This is a genomic window from Candidatus Binataceae bacterium (assembly GCA_036495685.1).
In the GTDB taxonomy this organism is placed as follows: domain Bacteria; phylum Desulfobacterota; class Binatia; order Binatales; family Binataceae; genus JAFAHS01.
Genome location: DASXMJ010000020.1, coordinates 1 through 26869 on the forward strand (window position 1 = coordinate 1; position 26869 = coordinate 26869).

The 26869-nt window shown below is 63.1% G+C and carries 22 protein-coding genes; 7 read left to right on the forward strand and 15 right to left on the reverse strand.

Going from position 1 to position 26869, the window contains the following annotated elements:
- The first annotated feature begins 456 nt into the window (after positions 1-456).
- The gene (locus tag VGI36_01735; protein HEY2483836.1) at positions 457-828 is read left to right on the forward strand and encodes a 2Fe-2S iron-sulfur cluster-binding protein; all 372 of its coding nucleotides are present in this window, start codon (positions 457-459) and stop codon (positions 826-828) included.
- 96 nt (positions 829-924) lie between these two features.
- Positions 925-1653: an FAD-dependent oxidoreductase gene (locus VGI36_01740; protein ID HEY2483837.1), complete on the forward strand. Its 729-nt coding sequence runs from the start codon at positions 925-927 to the stop codon at positions 1651-1653.
- A gap of 87 nt (positions 1654-1740) precedes the next feature.
- On the opposite strand, the gene VGI36_01745 is transcribed toward VGI36_01740, so the two are convergent.
- From VGI36_01745 to VGI36_01800, 12 genes are all read right to left on the reverse strand, one after another.
- On the reverse strand, positions 1741-2673 hold the full coding sequence (locus VGI36_01745) for an alpha/beta hydrolase (GenBank protein ID HEY2483838.1): 933 nt from the start codon (positions 2671-2673) through the stop codon (positions 1741-1743).
- Positions 2674-2796: 123 nt separating this feature from the next.
- Positions 2797-3621, reverse strand: a complete 825-nt coding sequence (locus VGI36_01750; GenBank protein ID HEY2483839.1) for a ThuA domain-containing protein — start codon at positions 3619-3621, stop codon at positions 2797-2799.
- A gap of 232 nt (positions 3622-3853) precedes the next feature.
- Positions 3854-4702 carry a hypothetical protein gene (locus VGI36_01755; protein ID HEY2483840.1) on the reverse strand — a complete coding sequence of 283 codons (849 nt, stop codon included), beginning with the start codon at positions 4700-4702 and terminating at the stop codon, positions 3854-3856.
- A gap of 103 nt (positions 4703-4805) precedes the next feature.
- On the reverse strand, positions 4806-6152 hold the full coding sequence (locus VGI36_01760; GenBank protein ID HEY2483841.1) for an AarF/ABC1/UbiB kinase family protein: 1347 nt from the start codon (positions 6150-6152) through the stop codon (positions 4806-4808).
- Positions 6152-6925 (reverse strand): nickel pincer cofactor biosynthesis protein LarB, encoded by a 774-nt coding sequence (gene larB / locus VGI36_01765; GenBank protein HEY2483842.1) that lies wholly within the window; start codon positions 6923-6925, stop codon positions 6152-6154. Before larB ends, VGI36_01760 begins: the two co-directional genes overlap by 1 nt.
- On the reverse strand, positions 6922-8214 hold the full coding sequence (locus VGI36_01770) for a hemolysin family protein (GenBank protein HEY2483843.1): 1293 nt from the start codon (positions 8212-8214) through the stop codon (positions 6922-6924). The genes larB and VGI36_01770 overlap by 4 nt, the downstream gene beginning before the upstream one ends.
- Positions 8211-9422: a hemolysin family protein gene (locus VGI36_01775; GenBank protein ID HEY2483844.1), complete on the reverse strand. Its 1212-nt coding sequence runs from the start codon at positions 9420-9422 to the stop codon at positions 8211-8213. Before VGI36_01775 ends, VGI36_01770 begins: the two co-directional genes overlap by 4 nt.
- Before the next feature lie 13 nt (positions 9423-9435).
- Entirely contained in the window at positions 9436-10422 is a 987-nt protein-coding gene (gene thiL, locus VGI36_01780) for a thiamine-phosphate kinase (protein ID HEY2483845.1), read from the reverse strand.
- Positions 10423-10619: 197 nt separating this feature from the next.
- A complete protein-coding gene (locus VGI36_01785) occupies positions 10620-11897 on the reverse strand; it encodes a HAMP domain-containing sensor histidine kinase (GenBank protein ID HEY2483846.1) in 1278 nt (425 codons plus the stop codon).
- 11 nt (positions 11898-11908) lie between these two features.
- Complete coding sequence (locus tag VGI36_01790) at positions 11909-13123, reverse strand: aspartate aminotransferase family protein (protein ID HEY2483847.1); 1215 nt, start codon at positions 13121-13123, stop codon at positions 11909-11911.
- The gene (locus tag VGI36_01795; protein HEY2483848.1) at positions 13120-14337 is read right to left on the reverse strand and encodes an acyl-CoA reductase; all 1218 of its coding nucleotides are present in this window, start codon (positions 14335-14337) and stop codon (positions 13120-13122) included. Before VGI36_01795 ends, VGI36_01790 begins: the two co-directional genes overlap by 4 nt.
- A gap of 12 nt (positions 14338-14349) precedes the next feature.
- Entirely contained in the window at positions 14350-15441 is a 1092-nt protein-coding gene (locus VGI36_01800) for a hypothetical protein (GenBank protein HEY2483849.1), read from the reverse strand.
- 340 nt (positions 15442-15781) lie between these two features.
- On the opposite strand from VGI36_01800, the gene VGI36_01805 reads away from it, so the two are divergent.
- From VGI36_01805 to VGI36_01815, 3 genes are all read left to right on the forward strand, one after another.
- Positions 15782-16192, forward strand: coding sequence for a hypothetical protein (locus tag VGI36_01805; GenBank protein ID HEY2483850.1), 411 nt, complete (start codon positions 15782-15784; stop codon positions 16190-16192).
- Positions 16193-16324: 132 nt separating this feature from the next.
- Positions 16325-17233 (forward strand): trypsin-like peptidase domain-containing protein, encoded by a 909-nt coding sequence (locus VGI36_01810; protein HEY2483851.1) that lies wholly within the window; start codon positions 16325-16327, stop codon positions 17231-17233.
- A gap of 159 nt (positions 17234-17392) precedes the next feature.
- Positions 17393-18235: an isocitrate lyase/PEP mutase family protein gene (locus VGI36_01815; protein HEY2483852.1), complete on the forward strand. Its 843-nt coding sequence runs from the start codon at positions 17393-17395 to the stop codon at positions 18233-18235.
- Between the two features lie 77 nt (positions 18236-18312).
- Here VGI36_01815 and VGI36_01820 read toward each other — a convergent pair whose 3' ends face one another.
- Genes VGI36_01820 through VGI36_01830 form a run of 3 tightly spaced genes read right to left on the reverse strand, consistent with a single transcriptional unit; the run spans position 18313 to position 23883 of the window.
- On the reverse strand, positions 18313-21543 hold the full coding sequence (locus tag VGI36_01820) for an error-prone DNA polymerase (GenBank protein ID HEY2483853.1): 3231 nt from the start codon (positions 21541-21543) through the stop codon (positions 18313-18315).
- The gene (locus VGI36_01825; GenBank protein ID HEY2483854.1) at positions 21536-23056 is read right to left on the reverse strand and encodes a DNA polymerase Y family protein; all 1521 of its coding nucleotides are present in this window, start codon (positions 23054-23056) and stop codon (positions 21536-21538) included. The genes VGI36_01820 and VGI36_01825 overlap by 8 nt, the downstream gene beginning before the upstream one ends.
- A 5-nt stretch (positions 23057-23061) precedes the next feature.
- Positions 23062-23883: a hypothetical protein gene (locus tag VGI36_01830; protein HEY2483855.1), complete on the reverse strand. Its 822-nt coding sequence runs from the start codon at positions 23881-23883 to the stop codon at positions 23062-23064.
- A 170-nt stretch (positions 23884-24053) separates the two neighbouring features.
- On the opposite strand from VGI36_01830, the gene solA reads away from it, so the two are divergent.
- Complete coding sequence (gene solA, locus VGI36_01835; protein HEY2483856.1) at positions 24054-25208, forward strand: N-methyl-L-tryptophan oxidase; 1155 nt, start codon at positions 24054-24056, stop codon at positions 25206-25208.
- A complete protein-coding gene (locus tag VGI36_01840; protein ID HEY2483857.1) occupies positions 25205-26869 on the forward strand; it encodes an amidohydrolase in 1665 nt (554 codons plus the stop codon). The genes solA and VGI36_01840 overlap by 4 nt, the downstream gene beginning before the upstream one ends.

Sequence of the window (26869 nt, forward strand, 5' to 3'; positions counted from 1 at the left end):
CGGTAGCCAGCGACGAGAGCCCGAAGTGTTGGCCGATTTCCGCCAACGTCGGAGCATAACCGTGCTCACTGATATACTGTTCCAAATAGTCCACCATCTGCTTCTGGCGCTTGGTAAGTGTTGCCATCGATGGTCCTCCCCCTCGGCAGCTATGTGCATGATGGCGAAAATTCGGCGAAGCTGCAAGACCGGTCAGGCGATCGGTTTCACATCGCCACGGCGGCCGATAACCTGGAAAGCGATTTCTTCGATGAAGCCACTCATCTTGGTGATTTTCGTGCCGACCTCTTCCCGGATCGGTCCTACGAGGAGGCGGCGCTCCCCCGGGACACAGCTCCGAATTGACGCCCAGACCTTCGGTTCCGCGTTTGGCGGATTCGCAACTAATTCCAGCAGAGAAGTCGGGATCCCGTGGCAGGTGCCGACCATCTCGCTGAGAGTCCTCTGACACTACCAATGGCTAAGCTGAGGGTAATCTTCGAAAATGGCGACCCCGAGCAGGTGGTCGAATTCGACCCCGCCAAGGCGCCGTTCCATCACGACGGCCGTCCCGGATCGATCCTCGATATTCTGCTCGGACATAAGATCCATCTGGAGCACGCGTGTGGAGGTAATTGCGCGTGCACCACCTGCCACGTGATCGTGAAGCAGGGCGGCAAGCAGCTTAGCGAAGCGACCGAGCAGGAAGAGGACATGCTCGACAGAGCACCGGGGCTGACCCCGACCTCACGCCTCGGATGCCAGTCAGTAGTCGAAGATCCGAACGCCGAAATCACCGTCGTCATCCCGAGGTACACGATAAACCTGACCGGCGAAGCGGAGGAATGAGATGCGTCAAACGCACGGGACGTCCCTAGAACCGCATCTCTGGTCCGCTCGGTGCCGTGTGACTTGGTGATTAACGTTGACTGAGGTTTCGCCGGCATGAGTCCATCCGACAGCCACGGCGGCTCTCGTCCAATCCGCACCGCGCGGGTCGAGCGCATCTTCGATCACACCTCGGACACCCGCTCACTCTTCCTTGCGCCCGTCGATAGCGGCAGCCTCCGATACCTACCCGGACAGTTCATCTCGATTGCAATCACCCTGCCCGACGAGACGCGGACCCGTCCCTACACGATCGCGTCGCCGCCCGAGCGGGGCATGCCTTTCGAAATCTGTTTCAACCGGGTTCCCGGGGGGCGGGGTGCGGACTGGCTTTTCGATCGGAGGCTCGGAGACAGCGTCGAATTTACCGGGCCCTACGGCACCTTCATGATGGATTCGGTGCCAGCGGTCGAAACCATCTTCCTTGCGGACGCAACCGCCGTAGCGCCGATCCGGCCGATGATCCGGCGCGCCTCGGGATCGCCCGCCTCCCCGATGATGACGCTCCTGTATGCGGCGCGATCCCCGGATCACATCCTCTATCGTGCCGAATTCGAGTCACTCGCGGCCGGCACGAGCGGTTTTCATTTTGAACCACTGATACTTCCCCAATCAGAACTCTACGAGGGTTTGTGCACCGAAGCCGAGCGCCGCTGGGTCCGGAGCGACGCCGATCGCAGCCGCCAGTTCTACATTTGCGGCGTGGGTAAGGGGGTACTCGCCCTACGCGATCTCTTGAGAGGCGCAGGCTACGAACGTCGCGCGGTGCACTACGAACAGTGGTAGGAAGAAACCCGGCAATCCGCAGACGCTCCGGGGAAAGGAACTCTCTGATTTGCAGAGAAGACGCAAAAGATTCGCCGATTTCGGTTGCTACTGGCTGAACACCTTACGCAACGCCTTCGCTGCCTCGTCGACCGCCCTTTTGCCCTGGTCGAGCATACCGGTCATCGTGAAGAATCCGTGGATCATACCGTCGTAACGGGTGACGCTGACTGGAACGCCGGCGGCGCGCAGCTTCTCTCCGTAAGCCTCGCCCTCATCCCGCAAGGGATCGAACTCGGCGGTGATGATGAGCGCGGGCGGCAGCCCTTTATGGCTCTTCGCTAACGCGGGCGAGGCGAGCGGATCGGTGCGGTCGGCATCGTCGCGCACATAACTTCCCCACAGATACCGCACTGCCGTATCGGTCAGAAAGTAATCGGTGAAGGTCTTGTGCGAGTTGGTAGCGAGCGCACCATCCGTAGCCGGATAGATCAGCAGTTGAAACTTGAGCGCCGGCTTTCTGCGGTCGCGTGCCAGCAGCGACACCACCGCCGCGAGGTTGCCACCGGCGCTGTCGCCCCCGACCGCGATTCGCGTGGGATCCGCGCCGAATTCGCGCGCATGCTCCGCCGCCCAGGCGGTAGCCTGATAGCAATCCTCCACCGCGGCCGGAAATTTGTTTTCGGGCGCGAGCCGGTAATCGACTGCGAGCGTCACACACCCCGCACGATTGCTAAGCGAGCGGCAAGCGTTGTCGTGAGTGTCGAGGTCGCCGATCACCCATCCGCCGCCGTGGTAGAACACCAGCAGCGGAAAAGGTCCGGCGCCTGCTGGCGTATAAATCCGAATCGGGATCTGCCCGGCAGGACCGGGAATCTTGCGATCCTCAACCTTTGCGACCTCTTCGGCGGCGCCGGCCAGCACCTTGAACGTGGCCGAAGTAAGCCGGCGCGCATCGTGGGGCGGCAGCTCTTCGAGCTTGGGTCCGGGCGCGACGGCCATTTGTTTGATCAGGGCAGCGGCCTGCGGATCGAGCGGCATAGACGAGACCTCCGATGAGGGCAGCTTCGCAAATTCCGGCAGTGACTTTCCACCCGCAAGAAGAATCTGCCGACTACAGATTTCGCAGGCCACGCACAATCGGAGGCTTGGAATCCGCGCTTTTTACGATGGCGCCGTGCCCCACTCCATCGCGTTGCGCAGCAGGCGATCGAACTGCGGGAGCTCCCAGGAGCCGCGGAAGGTCAGCGGGGTCTTGCCGGTGGCTTCCACGCTCGCGTCGACAAAAGGTTGCACGTTGTTGGTCGGGTTGTGACAGTGGCCGAGCGCGATGTAGGTTACCGCGCCTCTCCCAATTTGACGCGAATAGCCAAGGACCCGGGTCTTGCCATCGGGAAGGACCGAGGTGTCTTGGTCGTAGATGAAACCAAAGCCGGGCGGCGACGGATCGCGGGGAAGTTCGGTGGTCAACAGGGTCTTGGTGTCCGCTGGGTGCTGGAGTTCGATCAGGTAGAGCTCGTCGGACGTTTCGAATGATTCTGGCAGTTCGCTGGTGATGGGATCGGAGGGGTCGGCGATGTGAACGTGGAACTTTCTTACCGGAGGATGGTTCAGAAAAAAACTGCCCAGGGTATCGTGGTAGGCGCCTTTGACCATCTTGCGGCGCTGCTCTCCGACTCTGGCGGCCTTGCCGCCGCTGGTACCGTGAAGCGCAAGCCAGCGCCCGCCAGCCTGAAGCCAGCTGCGGAGGTGCTGGTTCTGCTCATCGTCCGGATACGGGCCCGCGACGTAGGTGATTAGCAGCCGCGTTTCCGGCAGCCATCGTGCCAGATCGCCGTAGTCATTGCTTACGGTCGTATAGATGGTAGGGTTCTGTTCCAGGATACCGAGCAGTCGCAGCCGGGCGTAGTTCATGTCGTGTCCCGCCGCGCTGCCGGGAGGGAACCCGCCGGCGATCAGATGGACCCGAGTGATTTGCGGTCTAGGCATGGTCTTCCTCGATGATTCGACTATTGCGCATCCGGAAGTGAAGCGATACCGACCCTAGGCCCGCATTTCGTGCACCCGCGTGCCAGAACGAGGGCGCAGCTTCTGGCGGGCGCGGGTGGAAAGGCTACGGCGCGAAATTCTGGACTTTCGACCACGCTTGGGGCTGCGCCATTCGAGGTTCTGCTTTCTTTAAGTCTGCCGAGCAATCCCGGCATGACCGCTCAGGTCGTGGTTAGGAGCTCTCCGTGTACTCGAGTAGCAGGCTCACCTCACCCGGGTGGCTCTCGATTCGCGCTGCGCGCTTGATCCTTCGCTCGCGTTCCAGGTTTTGGGTGGCCGAGGCCACCAACTTGGGCGGGATTGCCAGCAGGCGGGCGACGGTCTTTTCGGAACCGTAGCCTGCGACCTCGAAATAACGCCGGACGAGTCGGTAGGCGGCCTCACGCGGGGTCAGGTCGCGCGCTTCGCGCATCGCGTCGGGCCAACGATGGTCCATCGTGTCCCATACATAGGTGAACGGCTCGTAGCGTTCTTCCACCTTCAGGGCGAGAAACTTTTCCTGGAGTTCTTTCATCGCGCGGTCGAACGCCGTGCGGCTCTTAGGCTGCGCGTAACCGGAGCTAAGCTTGAGCGCACGCGTCTCAGCCGCTCCGCGCCTCACCAGCGCATCCATTACCAGTTTCGCACAGTGGGAGAGCATGCCGTTCGTGTACAGCCTGCGATAGCCACCAGGAGATACGCGCAGCCGCAGGAACGCACCCAGCAGGTCGCGCGCGATAAAACTTGGCCGTCCCGCAATAGCCTTGCCGTAGTAGACGAGACGCTTCGCGGCCAGCTCGTCTTTGAGCCGCCAAGTCATCCCGATTGCGTGATCGTGCTGTATATGCTCGGGCAGCGCGGGTTCACGCGCGCCAACGATCGCTTCACGCAGACACGGGACGCCGAGCCCGGCCGTGAAACCAGCGCAAAACCCGACTTCGTTGATAAACGCCAGCGCGGTTTTTTCATTGGTGACGCGCCGCGACCGGGTCCGGCGGAAGTAGTAGTCGCGATGCGCCTCGAGGCGCTCGAGAGTAGTCACGGTCACTCAATCGAAGCAGGTTTGGAGGAATTCCCGCCAAGGTCGCGGTTGGAACATGATTGGTTCTCGTGGTCCGCGTTCCGACCTGGGTCCGGAGCGATGGTCAGTGCACCGTTGAGCCGCGCGCGGCCGCCTCGGCGTGTTCGACACTTCTTTTGAAAATGCGACGGTAGTTGGTCTTCACACCCAGATGGCGGATTATACCTTCCAGTCCGATCAGCGCGCGCAGCAGGAACACGCTGTGCGCGGGCGATTTGTAAAGCTTGTGCTCGAATGCGATCTCGCCGACTTTGGTCGCATTGCCCACCGTGTCGTACTCCTTGGGGTCGTAGTCGCGATCAACCATCATCGGCGCGAACAGGATGTGGATTATCTTCACCATCGGCGTCGGATTCTGCGCACGATCCAGCCATCCCAGTTTTTGCATCCCCGCACCGATGGCGCGCGCATCGTCGTCGACAATTCCGCGGGCGACCTGCAGGTAAGCCCTCCGCTCCGCGTCGCGAAAGCGGCGAATTGATCCGAAGTCGAGAATGCCGAGGCGAGGATGGTAATTGACCAGGTAGTTGCCGGGATGAAAGTCGGTATGCAGCACGCCGAATTCCAGGATCTGCCGCCACACCATGGCGTGGCACTTGTTCGCCACCCAGGTGCGCAGATCCAGGTCGACTTCGGGGCCCATCACGTCGGCCAGCGGGTAACCCTCCACGAAGGTCATGGTGAGGACGCGGTGCGAGCTGAGCTCCTTGACCACTTCGGGGACCTCGACTTCCGGATCGTCCGCCAGCAGCCGCCCGAATTCCTGCAGATTTCGGGCCTCGCTCACATAGTCGAGTTCCTCACGCAGCCGCGCCTCCAGCTCCCCGTAGATCGCTGCCGTGTCGACCTTCTGGCGCATTACGTCGCGCCCGATCGCCTGCAGCGTGCGCAGCAGAAGTTTCATGTTCTTGAGATCTTCTTCTACCGTCGCTTCGACGCCGGGGTATTGGACCTTCACGGCCACTTCGCGTCCGTCCTTGAGACGCGCCCGGTGGACCTGGCCGAGCGATGCGGCCGCGAACGCAGTATGGTCGAAAGCGCGAAACAGCTGCTCGGGGCGCTGGCCAATCTCGCGTCGCATCTGCTCCGCGATAGTACCGTAGCTCATCGGCGGAACGCTCGACTGGGTTGCGCGCAACACGTCGAGCGCCTCGCCGGGCAGCAGGTCCTGGCGCATCGAGAGCATCTGAATCAGCTTCATGAACGCGCCGCGCAGGTTCTTCGAGCTTTCGAGAATCCGTTGCGCGTTGCGGATGTGAGTCTCGAGCAGCTCGCGATCCTGCGCGGTGCGCGACAGGAAGGGACGGCGGATGGAGGTCCACAGGTAGCTGGAGCCAACCTGTGAGGCGAGACCGCCCATCTTGATGGCGCGCCGCGCGCGGCCCCGTGTGATCGGATTGCGCGTTGCCATCAGTCGGTTCCGTCGCGCTCGATTCCGCTCCGATTGATCAGCGTGGCGGCCACCGCCGCTCCGAAGCCGTTGTCGATGTTGACTACCGTAACCCCCGACGCGCAGGTATTCAGCATCGCGAGCAGCGCGGCGAGTCCCGCGAAAGCGGCTCCATAGCCGATGCTGGTGGGAACCGCGATCACGGGCTTATCGATCAAGCCCGCGACGACCGAGGGCAGCGCGCCTTCCATGCCGGCAACCACGATCAGAACCGTGGCACGCCGGATGGAATCTAGATTGGCGGTCAGACGCTGCAGCCCCGCCACTCCCACATCGTACAGGCGCGCGACCCGATTGCCGAACAATTCCGCACAGACCGCGGCCTCTTCCGCCACCGGGATGTCGGAGGTGCCGGCGGTGATCACCATCAATTCGCCACGACCGCGGATGCCCAGAGCCTCGACCATGACCGCGCCGATCTGGGCCTCGGGGTAATAGGTCAGCTCCTTGATTTTCGATCCTACCGCCTTCGCCTTGTCTGGCCCGAGGCGGCTTACGATGAAGTTCGCGCGCGATTTGATCATGCCGCGCCCGATCGCGACGATCTGCTCCACCGTCTTGGTTTGCCCCAGGATTACTTCCGGAAACCCGCGCCTGAGCGTGCGATGGTGATCGAGCTTGGCGAAGCCGAGGTCCTGGAACGGCAACTCGCGCAGCGCGCGCATCGCCGCGGTGGCGGTGGTTTTGCCCTCCGCCACGGAATCGAGAATCGCGCGAATCTGGCGTTCGGTCATCGCCGCTTGAGGACATCAGCTCGAAGCGGGTGTTCCAGGTGCAGCATCACCTCGCGCACCGCGCGCAGGTCGCTGCGGGTGACGGTGATCGTGATCCCGCCGGCGTTGAGCTGCTCACCCGGCTGGGGAATATGACCCAGGCGTTCGAGCACGAATCCGCCGATGCTAGCATACTCGTCGCCCTCCGGCAGATGCAGTCCGTAGCGTTCGTTCAACTCCGCAATCGGCGCGCGCGCCATCACCGCCAGTGTGTGCGGATTCACCACCCGCGCGACCTCCTCCTCGCGATCATCGTGCTCGTCCTCGATTTCGCCCACCACCTCTTCGAGCAGGTCTTCCATGGTGATGATTCCTGCCGCGCCGCCGTATTCGTCGACTATCACGGCGAGATTTTCGCCGGTGCGCTGTAGCGCGACTAGCACCTCGTCCAACGGCGTCGATTCGGGAAAGTAACTGACCGGACGCATCACCTCGGTGACCGGGTGGCTTAAGTTGGGGGCTTCCAACAAATCGAATACGTGCACGACCCCGACGATATCGGTGATGCGATGGCTGAACACTGGCAGGCGGCTGAAGCCGAGCCGGCGCACCGTTTCGATCGCCGCGGAAAGCGAAGCATCTTGCGGGATCGCATCCACCCGCACCAGCGGCACCATCGCCTTGCGCGCCTCGGCGCGTGAGAAGCGAAAGATGCGACTGATCATCCTGCTTTCCGCCGGCAAGATCGCGTCCTTGTCGGACGCCGAGCTCACGTCGCCTGGCGAGCGATGCAGCAAACGCACGAGGTCTTCGCGCTCCAGGAAGACGCTCTCGGCCCCGGAGGGTACGCCGGCGAGCCAGCGCAGCCCGCGACTGAGGAGAGTCTCGACGAACAGCAGCGGCGCCATGACAATTGCCATGACCCGCAGGGCCGGCGCCGCCAGGCGCGCAAAGCGCAAGGGATTCCGCAGGGTCAGCAGTTTGGGTATCGATTCGCCCAGCACCAGCGTCAGCGGCGCCAGAATAAACGGTGCCCACAACGAGAGCTTGGGTTTCAAATCGTGCAGAAACGCGGTCAGCGCCACCGCAATGATCACCGTGGCCAGGTTGTTGCTGGTGAGGGTCAGGGCAAGCAGGCGATCGCGGCGCGCCAGCAACCATCCCAGGGTTCGCGCCGCTCTGCCGCCCCGTTCGCCTTCCGCGCGGACCTTGAGTTCATCGGCGGAGACCAGCGCGATTTCGCTGGCGGCGAAGAACGCCTGCAGCGCAAGGCACGCGACGAGCGTGATGAGGAGAACCCCAAGGCTCATCGCCTGAGCCTCACCTGCTCGATGGTCGCGCCGCGCACGCGCTCAATGGACGCCTCGAATTCCCCGAGCTTAAGCTTTTCGCCGACCGGGGGAACCCGGCCCAGCCGGCGCAACATTTGGTTGGAGAGGTTCCGGCCGCCGCCCGGCATCTCCAGTTTGAAATCCGGCCCCAGGGCGGTCGCGAGCTCGCGGGTATCGATGGCGCCGGAGGCTACCCACTCGTTCGCGGAGATTTTTTGCAGTTCTGGAATTTCCACGTCGAACTCGTCGCGCAATTCCCCGAACAACTCTTCGAGGAGGTCTTCGAGGGTCACCAGCCCCAGAAGGCGCCCGTATTCATCGACCACCAGGGCCATCTGGAACCGGCCGCGCCGCATCTCGTCAAACAGTTCCCCCAACGGTTTGCGCGGCGGGATGAAATAGGCGGGCCGCAGCAGTCGCTCGACCCGCGGGAGGGCCGGGTCAAGCCGCCGGGTGGCGAGGTCCTTGGCGTGCAGGACCCCGACGATGTTTTCCGGGCTACCGCGATGCATGGGAATGCGGGAAAAGTGGCCGTGCGCGACTTCGGTAATCAATTGCGCCGGTGGCGTGGCAATATCGAGGCCGAAGATGCGATCGCGCGGCGTCATCACTTCGGATGCGCGACGCGCGCCGAAGTCAAATACCCGATGGATCAGCGCGCGTTCCTCGGGCTCCACCTCCCCCTGGGTTTCCCCGAGCTTCAGAAGCGCCTTGAATTCGGTTTCGGAAAAGGGCTCAGGTCGAGGAGCCACATCATGGGGCGCAAAAAACCTGGCCACCGGATGCACCAGCTCGGTGAGGACGGCGAGCGGGCGCGCGGTGAGCCGTACCACCCCGGTCGGATGGCTAAGTGCGAAAGTCTTGGGCGTGATGTCGCAGAAGATCAACACGACCACGAACATCACCGGCGCCGCGACATAAGGACCCATCTCGCCGCCGAGCCAGAAGAGAAAGAACGCGGTGGCCAGACATGCAGCAAAAACGTTGCTCCCCTCGTTGAGGCCGATTACTACGATCAGAGACTCAAGCGGTCGGCGCATGATCCGGTCGAGCGCGAGCCGGGCCGGCTGGGTGAGCTGGTCGCGGATGTGCTCCGCGCGCGCCATGGTGAAGATCGCGGTTTCGGACGCGGCGAGTCCGGCGCTGACCATGATCAGCGCGAGCACCAGAATTGGCAGCAACAGCATCACGGAAGGTCGACTAGTTTCGCACCTGCAACTGATCCCATCCGCCCACGCGCGGCCGGGCGGCGCCCCGCAAATGCAAGCCCGGTCGGCGAACTATGGCGCCGATACGATGGGTGGGAACGCGCAACCATCGCGCGAGCTTCGACTGGGAATGTCCGGGTCGGATACAAAACAACAACTCGTAGTCCTCGCCGCCGCCGAGCGCCAAGGACAGATCGGATCCGGCAACTTCACGGTACGCGGTCGATACCGGAATCGACGCGGCATCGACTTCGGCGCCCATGCCGCTTCGTTCGAGGAGGTGGCCAAGGTCCTGTAACAGACCGTCGCTGAGGTCTATCGCGGCGGGCACGGGTCGAAGCCGGGCCAGACGCTGGCCGGCCCACAGCCGCGCGGTAGGCGCCAGGTAGCGCGACACCAAATGGCGGCGCGCTGAGTTTCTCACCCGCTGCTCTCCGGCCAGGATTCGCCAGCCGAGCGCCGCATCGCCGAGAGTCCCGGTGACGAAAATTTCATCGCCGGCGCGCGCGCTATCACGGCGCAGCGGTCGCACCGGCGCGTCACCTAGCAGGGCAATCGTAATTGCCAACTGGCGCGCCGAAGTTATGTTGCCGCCGACTATATCCACCGCTCCCACCCGGGCGGCGCGCCCCAGGCCTCCGTACAGCCGCTCGAAGAAGCGCGGTGTGAGTCCGGGCCGAATTGCGAGATTGACTACGCAGGCGGTGGGAACCCCGCCCATCGCGGCGACATCGCTCATGTTCACCGTCAGCGCCCTGGCGCCGAGCTGTTCGGGGGTTCCCCATCCCAGCTTGAAATGAACACCTTCGACCATCGAGTCAATGGTAAACAGGATCGGTGAAACGCCACGCGCCAGGATGGCGCAATCATCGCCGGGACCCAGAACCGTCCGGCGGCGGTGGGGAAGATCCGCTACCAGCCTCGCGATGAGCTCGAACTCGCCGGGCAGCTTCGCCCGTTGGCGTCCCTGGGTCTGCATCTATCAAGTTCACCACAAAGGAACCGGGTCGGGAATGATGCTGGCCTCCCCCTCCCTGCTCCGCAGCAAAGACTTCGCTGAGACAATCCTCCAGGCGGACGGCCACCTCGCATCACCGCGAAAGGAGAGCTTGCAGAACTTTGCATCGGCAGGGAAGACGCGGTCCCAGCGGTGGCGGAGCTAGCAGTCCGAAGCAGTCACCGACTTGGAGGTGTACAGGGAATCTCCGCGTGCAGGTGAATGCCGGTGGGCTTTAAGCAACGGACCAGCAGGCTGCCGCCGGCAGCCTCGGTCATGGAGCGCGCCAGGAACAGCCCGATGCGGCCCGCGTTGAGAGGCCGAGCGCTGGTGCGCGGATTCGCCATCATCTGCTCGAGCTCGGCCTCCGTAATCTTGGCTCCGGGCGCGTCGATATCTATGGCAATCTGTTCACCGCACAGCGAGGTCCGAAGCGTAACTTCGCTCTTGCAGTCGGCGGCCAGGGGTACCGCGGCAAGGTTGCGGACGATGCGCGCCAGGTGCTGCGGGTTGACCGAAACGTGTGGCAGGAGCTCGAGGTGATGCAGGAACTGAGTTCCGACGCGCCGCGCCTGAGCGGCACAGTCTTCGACGACCTCGGCCACGACCGGGTTTGGATCGGTGTCGGTTGCTTTGACCTGGAAGCGGCCGTCTTCCTCCATGCGGTACAAGTCAAGCGAGTTGCCGACCACCAGGTTGGTGTTCCACGCCGTCGACCCGATTCGCGCGATCATTTGCTCGCGATCCGACGGGCTCGCCGAGGGCTCCTCGAGCAGCTCAACATAGCCGGCCAGCGCCGAGACCGGGTTGCGAATGTCGTGGGCCATGGTTGCTATCTGACGCTCGCGAAAGCGCGCCGCGGTTTCCAGCTCTTCGAGTTGCCCGCGAATCTTGAGTCGGTATTGGTTGATGAAAATCGAAGTGCTCTGGGCAAGCAGGAGGGCGGCGAGCACGCTCAGCCAGCGATAAATGTTCAGGTTATCGTTGATCGGAACCAGAAGCTGCGCGGCGCTGTACGCGAGCAACGTGGCCGCGCTCATCGCAAGCTGCCAGCGGGGACTCCAGCTCACGAACGATGCGGTCGCGAACGGACACAGGATGATGACCGACAGGCGGGAGACCGGATCGTGCGTGGTCGCACTGATCGCGATGAACATCACCATGATGACCAGGCAGACCGCGAAAACCCATAGCTGCCAGAAGCGCCGGAACATCGGGGTCCAGGTGAGGGCCAAAAACACTGCCGCTGCGGAAAACGCCAGGAGATGCAGCACAGGATCCGCCCCGCGAATCGCCACGTCGACGACGAGATACAGGATCAGGAACACGAGCCCGATCGAGGCGGCCAGCCGCAGTGCATTGAGCGGTTCTTCCTCACCGCCCGTGTCGAGATGCGGCGCCCGGAACGTCTGCGACCATTTGTTGCCGCCCTGGTGGGTATCGAACTCGTCTGCCACTGTTCGAAGGCTCACGTGCGGCCGAGGCCGTCACGTGTCCCCAACAGCGCATCACGCATCGTAGCAACGGCGATGTCAATCTCACTGCGCACAATAGCTAGTGGAGGCGCAAGCCTGACAACCTGGCCCGCATTTAGAGTCCAATTAATTATCACCCCGCGAGATATCGTTTCCGCAACGAATCGATGGGCAAATTCCGCGGAATGAAAATCGAGCCCCACCAGCAACCCGACTCCGCGGATCTCAGCGATCTCGGGTGCAGCCAGGGCCCTCAGCTCCTGCATGAGGTACGCACCCTTCTCCAACGCGTGGGCGGAAAGCTGTTCTTTGATGATGACGTCCAGCGCGGCAAGTCCGGCGGCGCATGACAACGGGTGGCCCCCGAAAGTCGTGATATGCCCCAGCGGAGGGTCGTGCGACAGCGTCCCGATCACATCATCGGAGCCGACGAATGCACCAAGCGGCAGGCCGCCGCCGAGCGCTTTTGCCAGCACCACGATGTCGGGCACGACGCCGAAATGTTCCAGCGCAAAGAGCCGCCCGGTTCTACCGAGCCCGGTAAGTACTTCGTCGAACACCAGCAGCGCACCCGCGCGATCACATCGCGAGCGCAGCTCGCGCATGAAGTCGATTGCTGGAATGCGGACCCCGCCTTCAGCCTGCACGGGCTCGATAACCACCGCGGCGATCGAAGAATCGATGGCATCGAGCGCGCCGGGATTGTCGAAGGGCAGATGACGCACCGAATCGAGCAGGGGTTCATAGGCCTTGCGCCAGACCGGGTTCCCAGCCAGCGACAGGGCACCTAGGGTGTCACCGTGGTACGCGCCCTCGAATGCGGCCAGCGCGCGTCGCCCGGTAAATTTGCGGGCGGCCTTGACCGCGCCTTCGATCGCCTCGGCGCCGCTATTGGTGAAGTAGACTCGCGAGAGCGGCGCAGGCAGCAGGCCGGCAAGGCGCGCCGCCAGCTTGATTTGCGGCTCGATGAGGTACTCGCCATAGACCATCACGTGCAAATGGCGGCGCGCCTGATGCTGGATCGCGGCCAGCACCGCAAGATGTCCGTGACCCAGCGCGTTGACCCCGATGCCGGCGATGAAGTCGAGGTAGCGGCGACCGTCGGCCGTATAGAGCCACGCACCCTCGGCGCGCACGATCTCCAGCCCGATGGGTGCGTCAGAGGTTTGCGCGAGATTGCGTAGGAAAAGCTCTCGGAGTTCGTTCACTGCCCTACGGTCATCCGTTCCAGAAACCAGCCACCACCATGCCGCCAGGTGAGCGGCGGAGACTGCATCGCACCGGGTTCGGCAAGGTATGAAACTCCCAGCACCGCCAGAAGGTCCCGTATCGAAGATATATTGTCGCCGTTTCCCGCAACCGCAAATGCCTCCACTTTGCCGCGTGCCGATGCCAGTCTGGTAGCGAGGTCCGCAAGATTCCGGATCGCACTCACGCGGACGCAGCGCAGACCGGGCGCGGCACTCAGGTCCGCCTCAGGATCCAAGATTACCACCCACGAAAGCCCCGGCCCCTCGATCGTGCGCACCAGCTCACCGGCAATCGCGCGCCAGCGAGCGGTCTCGCGCACACTGCGCAGGATTGCGGCGTCCTCCAACTCCAGATGAAGGGGTGGTGGTAGCCGGTCCGCCAGGTCGCCCATCGCGTGGCCCAGACTTTCGGCAAAGTCCACCGCGTCTCCCTCGCTGTCGCACTCAACGAAGATCTGGTGCGGTGACAGACAGCCGAGCTGTTCGAACAGGGTCACATCGCGTGCCAGACAGCGCGCCACTTGCTGCACCGGACCGCCGTGCGCAGCAGCGCGGGTAACGAGCGCGGCACTCAAACGGCTGCCGAAGCCGACAATTTCGCCGCCGCCCACTGCCGCGATGGTCGCGTCGTCGCCATATGGGACGAGCTCATCGGTAACCTCGCGCAGCGTCCGGGTGAGATCGGCATGCGCACGCGACCAGTTGAAAACCTGCAGCCGGCCGCCGACACGCAAGTCCTCATGCACCAGGGTCCTCGCCAACTCCGCGAAGAACCAGGGTTCGCGTGAGGCGGTCTTGACCAGCAGCCCAGCTCCCGCGAGCAGGCCCAGCACGACTTCATGGAGTCCCGCGCCGACCACGTTGCCGGCCATGACAAAGCCCAGCGTCTCCCGCCGTACCGCGACCCGCGCAGCGAGCTGCGCCAGGGCATCATGCGTGAACGGCGCCAACAGCGCATCAAGCGACTCCTCCAGCAAGGGAATGCTGAACCCCAGGTGCTGCGCAATTCGCACGATCGTCGCGTGGCGTGGCGCGAATTCGCGATCGCGCCAGCGCGTCAGCACGGTAGCGAGTACCTCGGCGACTTGCGGCGGAGTGAGCGGCTCGCGGGTCGCAGCTTCAAGCGACCTCGCTCCCTGCACAATCTGATTTGGGGTGGGCAGGTTCAGCACGGATTCATCGCGTCAGGCTCCGGCCGTACTTTTGAATTGCGCGACCGACAGCGCGCAGCCGCGGGGTCCGCCCGCGCTGGCGCGACCCAGGATGCTAACCCGGCCCTCGTGAACCATGCCGAAATCCTCCGTGAGTACCGCGGAAACCGAGTTGACATTGGCCAGGTCGATAAAGCCGAGCAGCCCTCGCGTGCCGTCCGGGAGATGGCGCAGGGTCACCGGATCAATTGCCAAGGGACGCATCCACGGCGGCGCGAGCTTTACCCGCTCGCGCGCCGCCTCGCCCGGCGCGTTGAACTCGGTCGCATCGTAAAGCTGCGAGCACAATTCCGTCATCCCGTACTCGTTGATCACATACGCCGGAACCATCCCCAAAAGGTCCCGCGCCAGCTCGACCACCTCGCCTGCACCAAGCGGCGCCATCTGCCCTTTGGGTCCGCCGGTGTCCATCATGCGCGAGAGCGGCCGGAGAGCGATTGCTTCGCCGCGTGCGGCGAGCTCGTGGAAAATGGCAGCGTATGCGGCGGTGGTGCCGAGGATGCAGACGGGCGCCGCATCTTCGGTGGCGCGGCGCAAAAAGGCGAGCGCCGCCTCAACGTCCAGACTCAAGCGGTCGGCCGCGCACAGTGAGGGACCTTGCCCAAATTCGGCTATGCACCAGGTGATCATCATGGAGAGCGACGACTCCGGCATGCGATCTGCCGTGGGATGGATCGCCAGCACGCGCATGCGCGCGCCATCGGGAAACATGGTCGCGCGCATGTGCGAAAGCGCCGACGCGCGATAGATCTCGGCGCGCGCCACCACGTGATGGCCACGCCGCTGGCGCCCTCGGGTCGTGCCGCTGGTCAGGAAGGTGAGCGCACCTGGCAGTTTCACCGAATCGGGCGCGCACAAGCTCGCGTATTTGAACGCGACCGTGCTCACAAGTGGAATTCTATCGGGGGACGAAAGGGTCTCGGGCAAGATGCCCAGACCATCGCAGTAGCGGCGATAGGCGGGCACTGAAACGTACTGGGAGTGGAATACGTCTAATGCGAGGGAATCGAACCGCCCCGGCTCGGGCCTGTGGATAAACGACAAAACCTGTTCTTGGATGCTCATCAGGAAACCCGGATCAACCGGAGGGGTCGCCCACGCGATGATGTCCCGCGCGGGGCGCTGGTTCAATGCCAGAGTTTGTGGGAGGCTGCGCAAAAGTACCCGTATTTACCCGAAAACCTGGATAGTATAGCTTTGCTGGCCGAGGATGAGGTGGTGGAGGCGGCGGCTTGCCGGCGGAGACGGTTTCGGGCTGGTGAATTCTCAGCCGATTCTCGTGATAACCTCGCTTCATATAGCATAAGAAGAGCGCAAGGTTGCCTTCTAAGCATAGCAGGTAACTTTGCAACGCAGGCGTAACTTTGCTAAAAGCAGCTGGTGGAAGCCGGAGGGGCTTGCCTAGATGAAAAAGTTTGTTGCTGGCGTGGTGCTTGGATTTATCGCGAGTTGGGGTGTCAGTTTCGCAGCTTCCGGTAACCATAACGGGAATTTTTGGAACCGCCTTAGCGACTCCGCGAAGGACGGCTACGTCAACGGCTACTCCGACGCGATGAAGGTCAGCGTCGGACAGCTGGACAACCTGGGGAATGCGGCGGACATTTTCCACTGGAAGGGAGCGCGCAAGATCATCGGGCAAGTCAGGCGCGAACTTTCGATGGCGGATCTTAGCCCCGAGATCACCATCAAGCAGCTCGACGAAATGTATTCCAACCAAAAGTATACGGAACTCGATCTCGGTCAGGCCTTGCAGGTGCTGACGCTGCGCGCGGGCGAGACCGCGGTTCCCGCGGACAACGCACCCGGCAAGAAGTAGCTCCACAACCAGATCACGATTGCGAGGCGGCTTGACCGGAAGCCGCCTCTTTTTTTCGCGGCCTTGCAAGCGCCGCGCGTGCTTGAAAGCTTCGCGACGGGGTCCTAGCCTTGTTGCGAAGAGCTGACTGCGGTGAATGCGCCCATAAGCCTGTTGCAGAAGACTTTGCGTGCGACCGTGGGGGTACATTCGCACGTTCCTCCGACGCACGTCTCCACCGCGATCGGGCTGGGAACCGATCGGCGCGGCACCGGGACCATCGTCAGCCCCGACGGCCTGATACTGACCGCCCACTATCTGCTGCTTGGCGCCAAGAACGTAATCGTAACCTTGCCGGGCGGCGACCAGTACGAAGCACGGATCGTCGGCAAAGACTACAGCACCGGCTTGGGGCTGCTCAAAATCGATGCGGGCACACTGCCCCATCTCAAGGTGGTTTCGTCGGAAAGCTGCGTACCCGGCGAGGAAGCGTTCAGCGTCGCGAGCCTGGGCGGCGAGAAGCGTTGCGCGGACTGCGGAATTGTCACTTATCTCGGCCCTTTCGACGCGGTCTGGGAATTCGTGCTCGAGCGCTGTGTTTGCGTGACCGCATCATCGTTGAGCATCGGGCTCAACGGCGGTCCGGTTATGAATCGGCGCTGCGAGGTGATCGCGATTTCATACCTGAATTTCGCCGACCTGGGCCGCGCGATTCTCGGAATTCCTGGCGAATATTTTCTTAACGTTCGCGATGAGCTTCAGCAGCACGGGCGGCGCGTGACGGCGGCACCGCGCGCCTGGTTGGGGGTACTGTCGTATACGCTTCGCGAACACGTGGTAATCGCGGGCGTGATGCCGGGCGGGCCCGGCGAAAAGGCGGGACTGCAGCAGGGCGACCTTGTGCTGTCGGTCGATGGGCGCGACATTAATGAACGTCGCGTGCTCTACGACACGCTGGGTAATCGAAAGCCGGGCGAGCAGATAAGCCTCAAGGTGTTGCGCAACAATCGGGTGTACCAGGTCGACGTTCCCGCGATCCGCGCGGAGGACTACTTCGCCTAGCCAATCGCTCCAGAAAGTTTTCCCTGCCGGCTCTCGGCGGGAAGACTCGGCAACGACCACCACACCGCTTCTGCCACCAAGCAAAAGGCGGCGCTCCCGGCAGCAGGAAGAATCGTTTTGACGTGAATGGCGCTGCCTTCGCCCGGAAAGGAAACAACCATGAACGAAGCTAGAGCGCGCCTGCGCGCGATGCTGGTGAAGCCGGGGATGATTGTCGCACCGTTTGCGTTCGATGGCATCCAGGCGAGGCTTGCCGAGGAAGCGGGATTCGAGGCGGTCTACATGAGCGGATTCGGCACGGCGGCATCGCGCGGGTACCCCGACTTGGGGTTGCTCACCATGTTTGAGATGGTTGCCAATGTTCGGACAATCGCCGACTGCGTCAGGGTGCCGGTCATCTGCGATGCCGACACCGGCTACGGAAATCCGCTCAACGTGTGGCGCACTATCCGCGAATACGAGGACGCGGGCGCGGCGGCGCTGCATATCGAGGATCAGGTTTGGCCTAAGCGATGCGGCTTCCTGGCGGGCAAGCGGGTGATCGCCATGGAGGAGATGGTGGCGAAAGTGCGCGCAGCATGTGATGCGCGCCGCGATGCGAACCTGGTCATCATCGCGCGCAGCGATGCGCTGCAGCCGCACGGATGGGATGAAACGGAAAGGCGGGCGCGCGCCTATCGCGCGGCGGGAGCGGATGTGATCTTCCTTGACGGCATCAAGAGCAGCGGGGAGTTGGAGACCTACGCGAAGCGACTCGGCGACCTTCCGTTGCTGTATAACGGCGACTTGTTGCCGCTGGATGAGCTGGCCCAGTATCCGTTCAAAATGACGATTCACATTGGCACGATGCTGGCGGCCTACCAGGCGGCGCGCGACAGCATGCGTGAGCTCAGGCGCTCGGGAAAGATTGGGGTCACCACCAGGAGCGGAGTCTTTGAGGAGTTCGTCCGTACCATGCGGGTGCCGGAATATCAGGCGCGGGAAGAGAAATACCGGACATGAGCTCGCGTCTAGCGCAGAAGTAGAGCCTGCCGAGGTCGGAATCAGTGCGAACTGGCCCGCCAGGAATTGCTGGGCCTTCAATGGAAATCGTGCGAGGCTGGCAGCGCGCCGGGGGGCGAAAGGGCGCGGAAGCGGCGCGCCTTGATCGCGGTCACCCCATCGACCGTCTGTAGCACGCCTTCCGCGTATAGAATCTTCGCGCTGCGGATTAACGCGCGATGGGCCTGGAACAGATCTGGCAGCACTATCAAATTCGAAATTCCCGTTTCATCTTCCAGCGTCACGAACACAAATCCTTTCGCGGTGCCGGGCCGCTGACGGACGATAACCACTCCGGCAGTCTTCACCCAGCTGCCGTGCTTTGCGCGCGGCAACTCCTCTGCGCTAAGGACTCCGCGCTCCTTCAACTGCCTGCGCAAATGCATCATCAGATGCGGCCGCGTGGTCAGTCCGGTGGCCGCATAATCCGCGGTAGTTTCTTCGATTGACGACATGGCGGGCAGCCGGGTGGGCGTGGCACGCGGCGCTACCCTGGCAAGCAGGCTTCCCGGCTCGCGCTCGACGGCGGCTGCCTGCCACAATGCATCGCGCCGCGTCATCCCGAAAGACGCAAACGCGCCGGCGTAGGCCAGAATATCCAGTTCGCGACGATTGGGCCCGACCCGCGCGGAAAAGTCAGCTATCGATTCGAACCCCCTGCCGGCGCGTTCGCGCTCCGCGCGCTGGCCGGTTTCCTGCCGCAGTCCGCTCACATAGCGAAGCCCCAGCCGGAGTGCGCCGTTTTCGATAGTGCAGCTCCAGTTCGAGTACCCGACATCGATCGGCAGCAGCTTAACCCCGTGGCGTTCCGCATCTTTGATCAGCGTCGCGGGATGATAAAACCCCAGCGGATAGCAATTGAGCATCGCCGCGAAAAACGCCGCCGGATGGTAGTACTTCAAATATGCCGACGCGTACGCGATGAGCGCGAAGCTGGCGGCGTGGCTTTCCGGAAAGCCGAACAATGCGAATGAGGTAATCGATCGGACCAGGTCGTCTTCGTCCTGTTTGTTGATACCCTTGTTGGCGATTCCGCCCCGCAGCTTGCGCTCGATCTGCTCCATGCGCTCCGCCGACCGCTTGAACCCCATCGCGCGGCGCAGTTCTTCGGCCTCGCCGGCGCTGAAGTCGGCTACCGCCATCGCCATCCGCAGCAATTGCTCCTGGAACAAGGGCACGCCGAGCGTGCGTCCCAAGATTTCCTCCAGTCCGGGCGCCAGGTAGCGGACCGGCTCGCGCCGGTTGCGCCGGTTCAAATACGGATGGACCATGCCACCGACGATCGGACCGGGACGGATTATCGCGACTTCGATCACCAGATCGTAAAAGCGTTCGGGCTTCATGCGCGGCAAGGTCGCCATCTGCGCGCGGCTCTCGACCTGGAACACGCCGATGGTGTCGGCGCGCCGCAGCATCTCGTAGACCCCGGGATCGTCCTGCGGCAGATGCGCCATGTCCAGGTCGACGCCGTCATGCTCGTGGACAAGCGGAAAGCATTCCTCCAGCACCGCGAGCATGCCGAGTCCGAGCAAATCGATCTTGATAATTCCCAGGTCGGCGCAGTCGTCCTTGTCCCACTGCACTACCACCCGCCCCGGCATGGTGGCCGGCTCCAACGGCACGATCTCATCGAGCGGAGCGGCCGCGACCACCATCCCGCCGCTATGCTGCCCCAGGTGGCGCGGCAGGCTTTGGAGCTTTCGCACCGCGTCGATCATCAACTTGAGACGCGGTGCTTCCACATCGACCCCCGCACCTTTGAGCAGCGCGACCAGATCATCATGACGGTCGCGGAATTCGTAGACCTGGTTAAGCTTGGCGAGCCGGTCCACCTGGTCGGACGGAAAACCGAGCACCTTGCCGGCTTCGCGCACCGCGCTCCTGGTCCGATAGGTGATCACGTTCGCGACCATCGCGGCGCCGCGCTCGCCGTAGCGGCGATAGACATACTGAATTGCGCGCTCGCGCTGCTCGCCGCTGGGCAGATCGAGGTCGATGTCGGGCCATTCGCCGCGCTCCTCGGAAAGAAACCGCTCGAAGAGCAGATTCATCGCCACTGCATCAATCGCGGTGATACTGAGCGCATAGCAGACGGCGCTGCAGGCGGCCGAGCCGCGGCCCTGCACCATGATGCGGTTATCGCGGCAGAACTGGACGATGTCCCAGACGATCAGGAAGTAGCCGGCCAGCTTGAGCCGCTCGATTATCTTAAGTTCGTGCTCGAGTTGTGCGCGGGTGCGGTGGTTGAGCTTGTCACCCCAGCGTTCGCGGGCGCCACGATAGGTCAGGATGCGCAAGTAGCTGTCTGCGCTCTCACCCATCGGGACCGGATAATCAGGAAACCGATAGCCCAGATCCGAGAGCGTGAAACTGCACCGGTCGGCAATCTCGCAGGTGGCCGCGACCGCGCGCGGCAGATCGCGAAACAGCATCGCCATTTCCGCAGGCGGCTTCAGATGGCGCTGGTTGTTCACCCACAGCCTCCGTCCCGCTTCTTCCAGGGTGGTGTGCAGGCGGATGCAGGTAAGGACATCCAGCAGCGCGCGCTCCACGCCGGCATGACCGACGTCGTTGGTCGCGACGATGGGAAGCCGCAACGCCTCCGCCAACGCGAACAGCTTGCGGTTGAGCCGCTCCTCGTCGGAATCGAAGTGGCGCTGGAGATCGACATACAGATTTCCGCGCCCAAAAATCGTGGCGAGACGGCGGCCCAGCGCGATCGGGTCTTGGCCGCGTACCAGCAACCTGGAAAGCGGGCTGTTCACGCCGCCGCCAAGACAGATGAGGCCTTGCCCGTAGCGTTCCAGGTCGTCGAGCGTGATGCGGCTCTCGCCTTTGGCAGGATATTGCGGCGCACCGTCGGGCTGGGCACCAATCACGCGCAGCTTCGAGGCGGTGATCATCCGGCACAGATTTCGGTAGCGTTCGCGATCGGGAACCAGTACATAGAGGCGGCTTTCGTCATCGAGGGTGAGTTCGGCACCGACCAGCGAGCGGATTCCGACCGCCTTGGCGCCCTGGAAAAACCGCGGATGCCCATACATGCCATCGCGATCGCCCATCGCGATGGCGGGATAGCCGAAAGCCGCCGCATACCGCGCGAGATCTTCGGGTGCGGTCGCGCCCTCAAGAAAGCTGAAGGCGCTGCGCGTGCGCAGTTCGATGTACTCAGACCTCTTCGAGATTCCCGACAATTTTTCTGCCCTCGCCAGCTCGCGCTCCCGCGATGCGGTCCGGTCCCGAGAGCTACCGGGTGGAACTTCAGTCATAGACGCCATCGACGAACCATCGATCCGAACGCGGATCGCGGAACGCGCGGTACACGCAGCCGTCGTCCAGTTCTAATTCGTAATAGTCGCGGCAAAATGCCGGGGTGTGCGACTCGCCGTCGCCATTACGCCACCATTCGCCGTCGCGTCGCCACGGACCCGCAATCGAAATCACGCGCGCGCCCAGCCGCGGCCCGCGCACGAACGCCGGCGTCCCGCGCACGCTCATCACCTCGACTTCCAGCGCGGGTCGAATCGCGCGAATCACCAGCCGCGTGATGTGGTCGACGGGCTCCACCCGCGACGGGGTCACGCACGGCGGCGGGGGTTGGAATGCATCGAGTCGCACCGCTTCCGGGCGATGGGTATTGTCGGCGGTGAGCATCCCGACGTTCTCCGGACCGCACAACGCCGCCAGTCGCGCGATGGTGGTTTCGAGCTTGTCGGGTGCCGGCGCAGGCGGCAGAAACATATCTACCTGTGCGGGACGCCGGGCACGCGGGGTTATTTCAATTCGAATCGTATCCGCGGGGGCCTCGGGCGGAGCAGCTTCCAGACTCAAACTGATGAGCGTCAGAATCGCGCGGGTATCGTTGGTCGGGGCTGCGATCGCAACCCGACGCGTGTTGATGCGATGGTCGGTCAGCCCCAGCGTCAACAACAGATCCCCGGCGACCAGCCCGCGCATCTCTATCCGCTCCACCAGCCGAGCCAGAATCGCGCGCATGACGAACGCGAGCGGTTCCAGCGTTTCGATTCCATATTCCAACTCCACCCATTCGGTGAACACTTCGGCGCGGCGCCGCGGGTGGAGTGGACGCGGACTCTCCCCGCGTGCCAGTCGCGCCAGTTCTATGCCCCGGCGGCCGAGCCGGCTCCCGAGCGCATCGGGATTGAGTCGCGACAGGTCGCCCAACCGCTTGAGGCCCCAGCGCGCGAGGGTGTTCTCCAATTCCTCGCCCCCTTCGCGCGCCGCGAGATTCAAGGCATCGATTGGCAGCCAATCGATAAACTCGCGCTCGCGGCGCTCGGGAATTACCCGCCGGCCGCCACAACATGCCGCCAGGTGCGCGATCTCGCGGGTGGCGGCAATTCCCACGGCGGCATCCATCCCGACGCGCTGCACGCGAAGCATCAATTCGGCGGCGATCGCTTCTTCCGATTCGTAAAAGCGGCCCAGCCCGGCAAGATCGAGCCACACGCATCCATCCTCGCCCGGCTCCACCACGGGAGAGACCGACTCCGCGGCGTCCGCGATCGCCTCCGCCGCGGAACGCTCTGCCGCCGCCGAGCGTGGCATTACGGTGAGCTGCGCCGTCAGCGCGCGCGCCTGTGCCAACGTCATTCCGACGCGCACGCCGTGCCGGGCGGCAATCTCGGAGACCGACAGAATCTCGGCGTGCGCCGCGTGACTATCGCTGATAACCAGCGCCACGTCAGCCAGCGAGGAGTCCGAACGGATCAATGCCGCAATAGAAAAATTGCCGACCAGAATACAGGCGATGCGCGACATGACGACTATGCGTTGGAAGCATCAAACCTAAGTGGGGTAGCGGCACCTGCTTGCGACCGGTGCATACCTGCAAATAACGACGCCAGCGGATCGATCGCCCCACACAGAATTGCGCTGCCGCCGGTGCGGCCCAGCTTGTTGTGCACGGTTGCGGCATGGATAACGCACCCGTCGAACACGGCGGGCGATGCTGGGGTGAGCCGGTTGAATGACACCTCCAAGCGGGTGAGTTTGAGGCTTAGCGCGGCAAACGTTCCGCAGATGCGGTGCGGCGCAATTACCACTACCGCCGTACCGCTGCGCTCCGCTTCGCGCGCCAGCCGCAACGCGATGTTCTGCGGGAGCGGCGCGCTCACGCCACTATCAATCACGACCAGTCCGAAACCGCCGGCTTTTAACACCAGCTCGGCGGCCTTGAAGACGGCCGAGAACCGGTAGCGGCGAAAGCGACCCGCCGAATCAAACCCGCGCCCGCGGCGATCGCTCACAGATGCCCACAGGACTCGATCCAGGTTCGCACTGCCGGCGGCGATATCGGCGGGAGCGAAGCTCCGCGACTCTTCTAACCACGCGACAACTTCACCGGCACGGGTTGCGGCGGCTACCAAGCGAGCGCCAATCGTGGTGCGGCCGGAGCCGACCTGCCCGACAATCTCGCTTATGCGGCCGCGCGCCAGACCGCCATCGAGGATCGCGTCGAGCGCTCCGATTCCCGAACTCAAGCGCCGATGCTTCAAGGTCAGTTCGTGACCTCGAACAACCGCAGCGCAGATTTGAGCCGGTTCGATCTGAAAACCATTCGGTCTCAGAAGACTGATAGCGGTCATGGATATATTTTCGCTTTTGTTTCGCTTTTAAGTCCAACCATACTGGAAAAAAGTCCTAAGTATTTGATTTTTAAGACTTTCTTTTGGCCATCGCGCGCTCACCACTGATCGATGTCCTCTACCCTTGGTGGCTTTGTATCCAAGTGCTTTAAAATTCATCCCGGACCGGGATGAATTTCGACGTAATTGTCGTAGGAGTGGGCGGCATGGGCAGCGCCGCCGCGTGGCAGCTTGCCCGCCGTGGACGGCGCGTGCTGGGCATCGAGCGATTCGACATTCCGCATGCGATGGGATCCTCGCATGGTGTTACTCGCATCATCCGGCTGCCCTACTACGAAGATCCGCGCTACGTTCCGCTGCTGCGGCGTGCTTATGAGCTGTGGCACGAAATCGAGACCGCAGCAGGCGAACGCCTACTGGTAACGACCGGCTCGATCGACGCGAGCCCTGAAGACGGAGAGTTGTTCCAGGGCGCGCTGGCCTCCGCGCGCGAGCATCAGCTTGTTCACGAAGTCCTGACCGGCGCGCAGGTCTCCGATCGATTTCCCGCCTATCGGCTGCCTGCCACTCATCGCGCGATTTACCAGCCCGACGGGGGATTTATAACTTCCGAGCGCGCCATCGTGGCGCACGTTCGCGCGGCGCAGTCGGCCGGAGCGGAGATTCATGCGCGCGAGCGCGTGATCGAATGGGCGCCGCACGGGAGTGAAAGCGTATCGGTCATCACCGACCAAGGCCGCTACCGGGCGCAGCATCTGGTCCTGGCGGCGGGCGCGTGGATTGGAGAACTGGCGGCTCCGCTCAAGCAAGTTGCAATCCCGGAGCGGCAAGTGCTGGCGTGGCTGCAACCTCGGCGGCCGGACTGGTTCGAACCGTCCCGTTTCCCGGTCTTCAACCTTGCCGTGGATGAAGGCCGTTACTACGGATTGCCGGTGTTCGAGGTGCCCGGCTTTAAATTCGGCCGCTATCACCATCGCGGCGAAACTTTTTCGACCGCCGACCAACTGCGACGCGAGCCCGACGCGGAAGACGAGCGGCTATTGCGCCAATTCGCCGCGCGCTATTTTCCCGAGGGCACCGGGCCGACCGTGGCGCTGCGTACCTGCATGTTTACCAACACCGTCGACGAACACTTCGTCATCGATCGCCACCCGGCATGTCCGCAAGTAATTCTGGCCTCGCCCTGCTCCGGGCATGGCTACAAGTTCTGTAGCGTGATTGGCGAAATTCTTGCCGAATTGGCCAGCGGCGACGGACGCACCCGCCACCAGATCGAGTTCCTGCGCCTATCACGGCCCGCCTTGAGAACGGGAGCTGAGCGATGAGCGATATCACCGTCTTCGTCGCGCGCCGGATCCTAACCATGGATCCCGGCCGGCCCACTGCCAGCGCGATCGCGGTGCGCGACGGGCGCATCCTGTCGGTGGGAACCATCGAATCGATGCAACCGTGGCTCAGACGCTACTCGCATACCATCGATGAGACCTTGGCGAATCTGGTGCTGCTGCCGGGCTTTATCGATCCGCACACCCATCTGAGCCAATCGGGTGCCTACATGTTCCTGAACTATATCGGTCCGATTCCGTCGCCCGGTCCGGATCGGATCAACCCGGCTCTGCCCACGCGGGAGGCGGTGATGACTCGACTGCACGAGCTTCACGCGGAAATCCGGGCAGCATCTGAACCACTGTTTGCGTGGGGATTCGATCCGGGCATGCAAGGCGGCCATCTCCATCGCGATGAACTGGATTTGATTTCCCGGCAACGCCCGGTCGCGATCCTCTCGTACGCGCCGCATTTCGTTTATGCGAACAGCGCGATGCTTAAGTTGTTGGGCGCGGATGAGTCGCTTCAGATGCACGGGGTTGGCCGCGACGCCGACGGGCGACTCAACGGGCGCTTTATCGAGATGCAGGCTCTCAACTACGCGCTCGCTCCGCTGCGCGGCCATTTCGTGGGGGCGGATAAGCATGAACTGGGTCTGCGGCGTATGGCTCAGGTGGCGCAGCATGCGGGGGTGACCACCACCGCGGACATGCTGTTTGGCGCGCGTAATTTCGAATCGGAGTGGCGCTTGCAGAATTCCGTGGTCAGCGACCCGGACTTTCCACTGCGAATGGTGCTGGTGCCGTACGAAGCCGCGATTCGCAAGCGATTTGAGGAAGATGCCGCCGCTTATGTCGCGGACCTGGACGCACGCGCGACCGACAAGATTCGCTTTCACGGCGTGAAGTTCTTCAGCGACGGTTCGTACCCCGCCATGTCGCTGCGGGTGCGCCCGCCCGGGTACCTGGACGGTGGTAACGGCCTGCGTGGTGATATTCCGTGGGACAATCTTGCCGAGCGCATGCTGCCGTTCTGGAAGGCAGGCGTGCAGATTCACGCCCATGCAAATGGCGACGAGGCGATCGATGCGGTGCTCGACGCGCTCGCCAAGCTGCAATCGATTCATCCGCGTTTCGACCATCGGCTGACGATCGAGCACTATTGCATAAGCACCCCGGACCAGGCGCGACGGCTCAAGGCGCTGGGTGGACTTGCGAGCGTGAACTGCTATTTTGTCCACTTCCGTAGCCAGATTCACAGCGAGCAGGCGTTCGGGCCGGATCGCGCCGAAGCGACGGCGCGGCTCGGTTCGCTGGAGCGCGAGGGCGTCACCTTCGCACTGCATTCCGACTTTTCGCTGGTGGTCGCCCCGCTCGATCCGCTGTTGTCGGTGTGGATCGCGGTAAACCGCATCGCGGCCGACGGCGCAACCGTGCAGGCGCCGGGGGAACGCATCGGAGTCGAGCGCGCGCTGCGCGCGATCACGATCGATGCGGCCTACGTGCTGGGAATGGAGCGCGAAATCGGAAGTCTCGAGGTCGGGAAGTTCGCCGACTTCTCGGTGCTGTCAGATGACCCGACCGCGGTCGATCCAGCAGCTATCCGCGATCTGCGGGTGTGGGGCACCGTGCTGGGTGGCCGCCTGCAGCCTGGCGTTTAA

Bases quoted from the DNA above. Each gene is read 5' to 3' on its own strand.
- VGI36_01820 (HEY2483853.1), bottom strand. From the start codon at position 21,543: ATGACTGAAGTTCCACCCGGTAGCTCTCGGGACCGGACCGCATCGCGG.
- VGI36_01825 (HEY2483854.1), bottom strand. From the start codon at position 23,056: ATGTCGCGCATCGCCTGTATTCTGGTCGGCAATTTTTCTATTGCGGCA.
- VGI36_01740 (HEY2483837.1), top strand. From the start codon at position 925: ATGAGTCCATCCGACAGCCACGGCGGCTCTCGTCCAATCCGCACCGCG.
- VGI36_01750 (HEY2483839.1), bottom strand. From the start codon at position 3,621: ATGCCTAGACCGCAAATCACTCGGGTCCATCTGATCGCCGGCGGGTTC.
- VGI36_01805 (HEY2483850.1), top strand. From the start codon at position 15,782: ATGAAAAAGTTTGTTGCTGGCGTGGTGCTTGGATTTATCGCGAGTTGG.
- larB (HEY2483842.1), bottom strand. From the start codon at position 6,925: ATGACCGAACGCCAGATTCGCGCGATTCTCGATTCCGTGGCGGAGGGC.
- VGI36_01830 (HEY2483855.1), bottom strand. From the start codon at position 23,883: ATGACCGCTATCAGTCTTCTGAGACCGAATGGTTTTCAGATCGAACCG.
- solA (HEY2483856.1), top strand. From the start codon at position 24,054: ATGAATTTCGACGTAATTGTCGTAGGAGTGGGCGGCATGGGCAGCGCC.
- VGI36_01770 (HEY2483843.1), bottom strand. From the start codon at position 8,214: ATGAGCCTTGGGGTTCTCCTCATCACGCTCGTCGCGTGCCTTGCGCTG.
- VGI36_01840 (HEY2483857.1), top strand. From the start codon at position 25,205: ATGAGCGATATCACCGTCTTCGTCGCGCGCCGGATCCTAACCATGGAT.
- VGI36_01735 (HEY2483836.1), top strand. From the start codon at position 457: ATGGCTAAGCTGAGGGTAATCTTCGAAAATGGCGACCCCGAGCAGGTG.
- VGI36_01775 (HEY2483844.1), bottom strand. From the start codon at position 9,422: ATGCTGTTGCTGCCAATTCTGGTGCTCGCGCTGATCATGGTCAGCGCC.
- VGI36_01760 (HEY2483841.1), bottom strand. From the start codon at position 6,152: ATGGCAACGCGCAATCCGATCACACGGGGCCGCGCGCGGCGCGCCATC.
- VGI36_01745 (HEY2483838.1), bottom strand. From the start codon at position 2,673: ATGCCGCTCGATCCGCAGGCCGCTGCCCTGATCAAACAAATGGCCGTC.
- VGI36_01800 (HEY2483849.1), bottom strand. From the start codon at position 15,441: ATGAGCATCCAAGAACAGGTTTTGTCGTTTATCCACAGGCCCGAGCCG.
- thiL (HEY2483845.1), bottom strand. From the start codon at position 10,422: ATGCAGACCCAGGGACGCCAACGGGCGAAGCTGCCCGGCGAGTTCGAG.
- VGI36_01815 (HEY2483852.1), top strand. From the start codon at position 17,393: ATGAACGAAGCTAGAGCGCGCCTGCGCGCGATGCTGGTGAAGCCGGGG.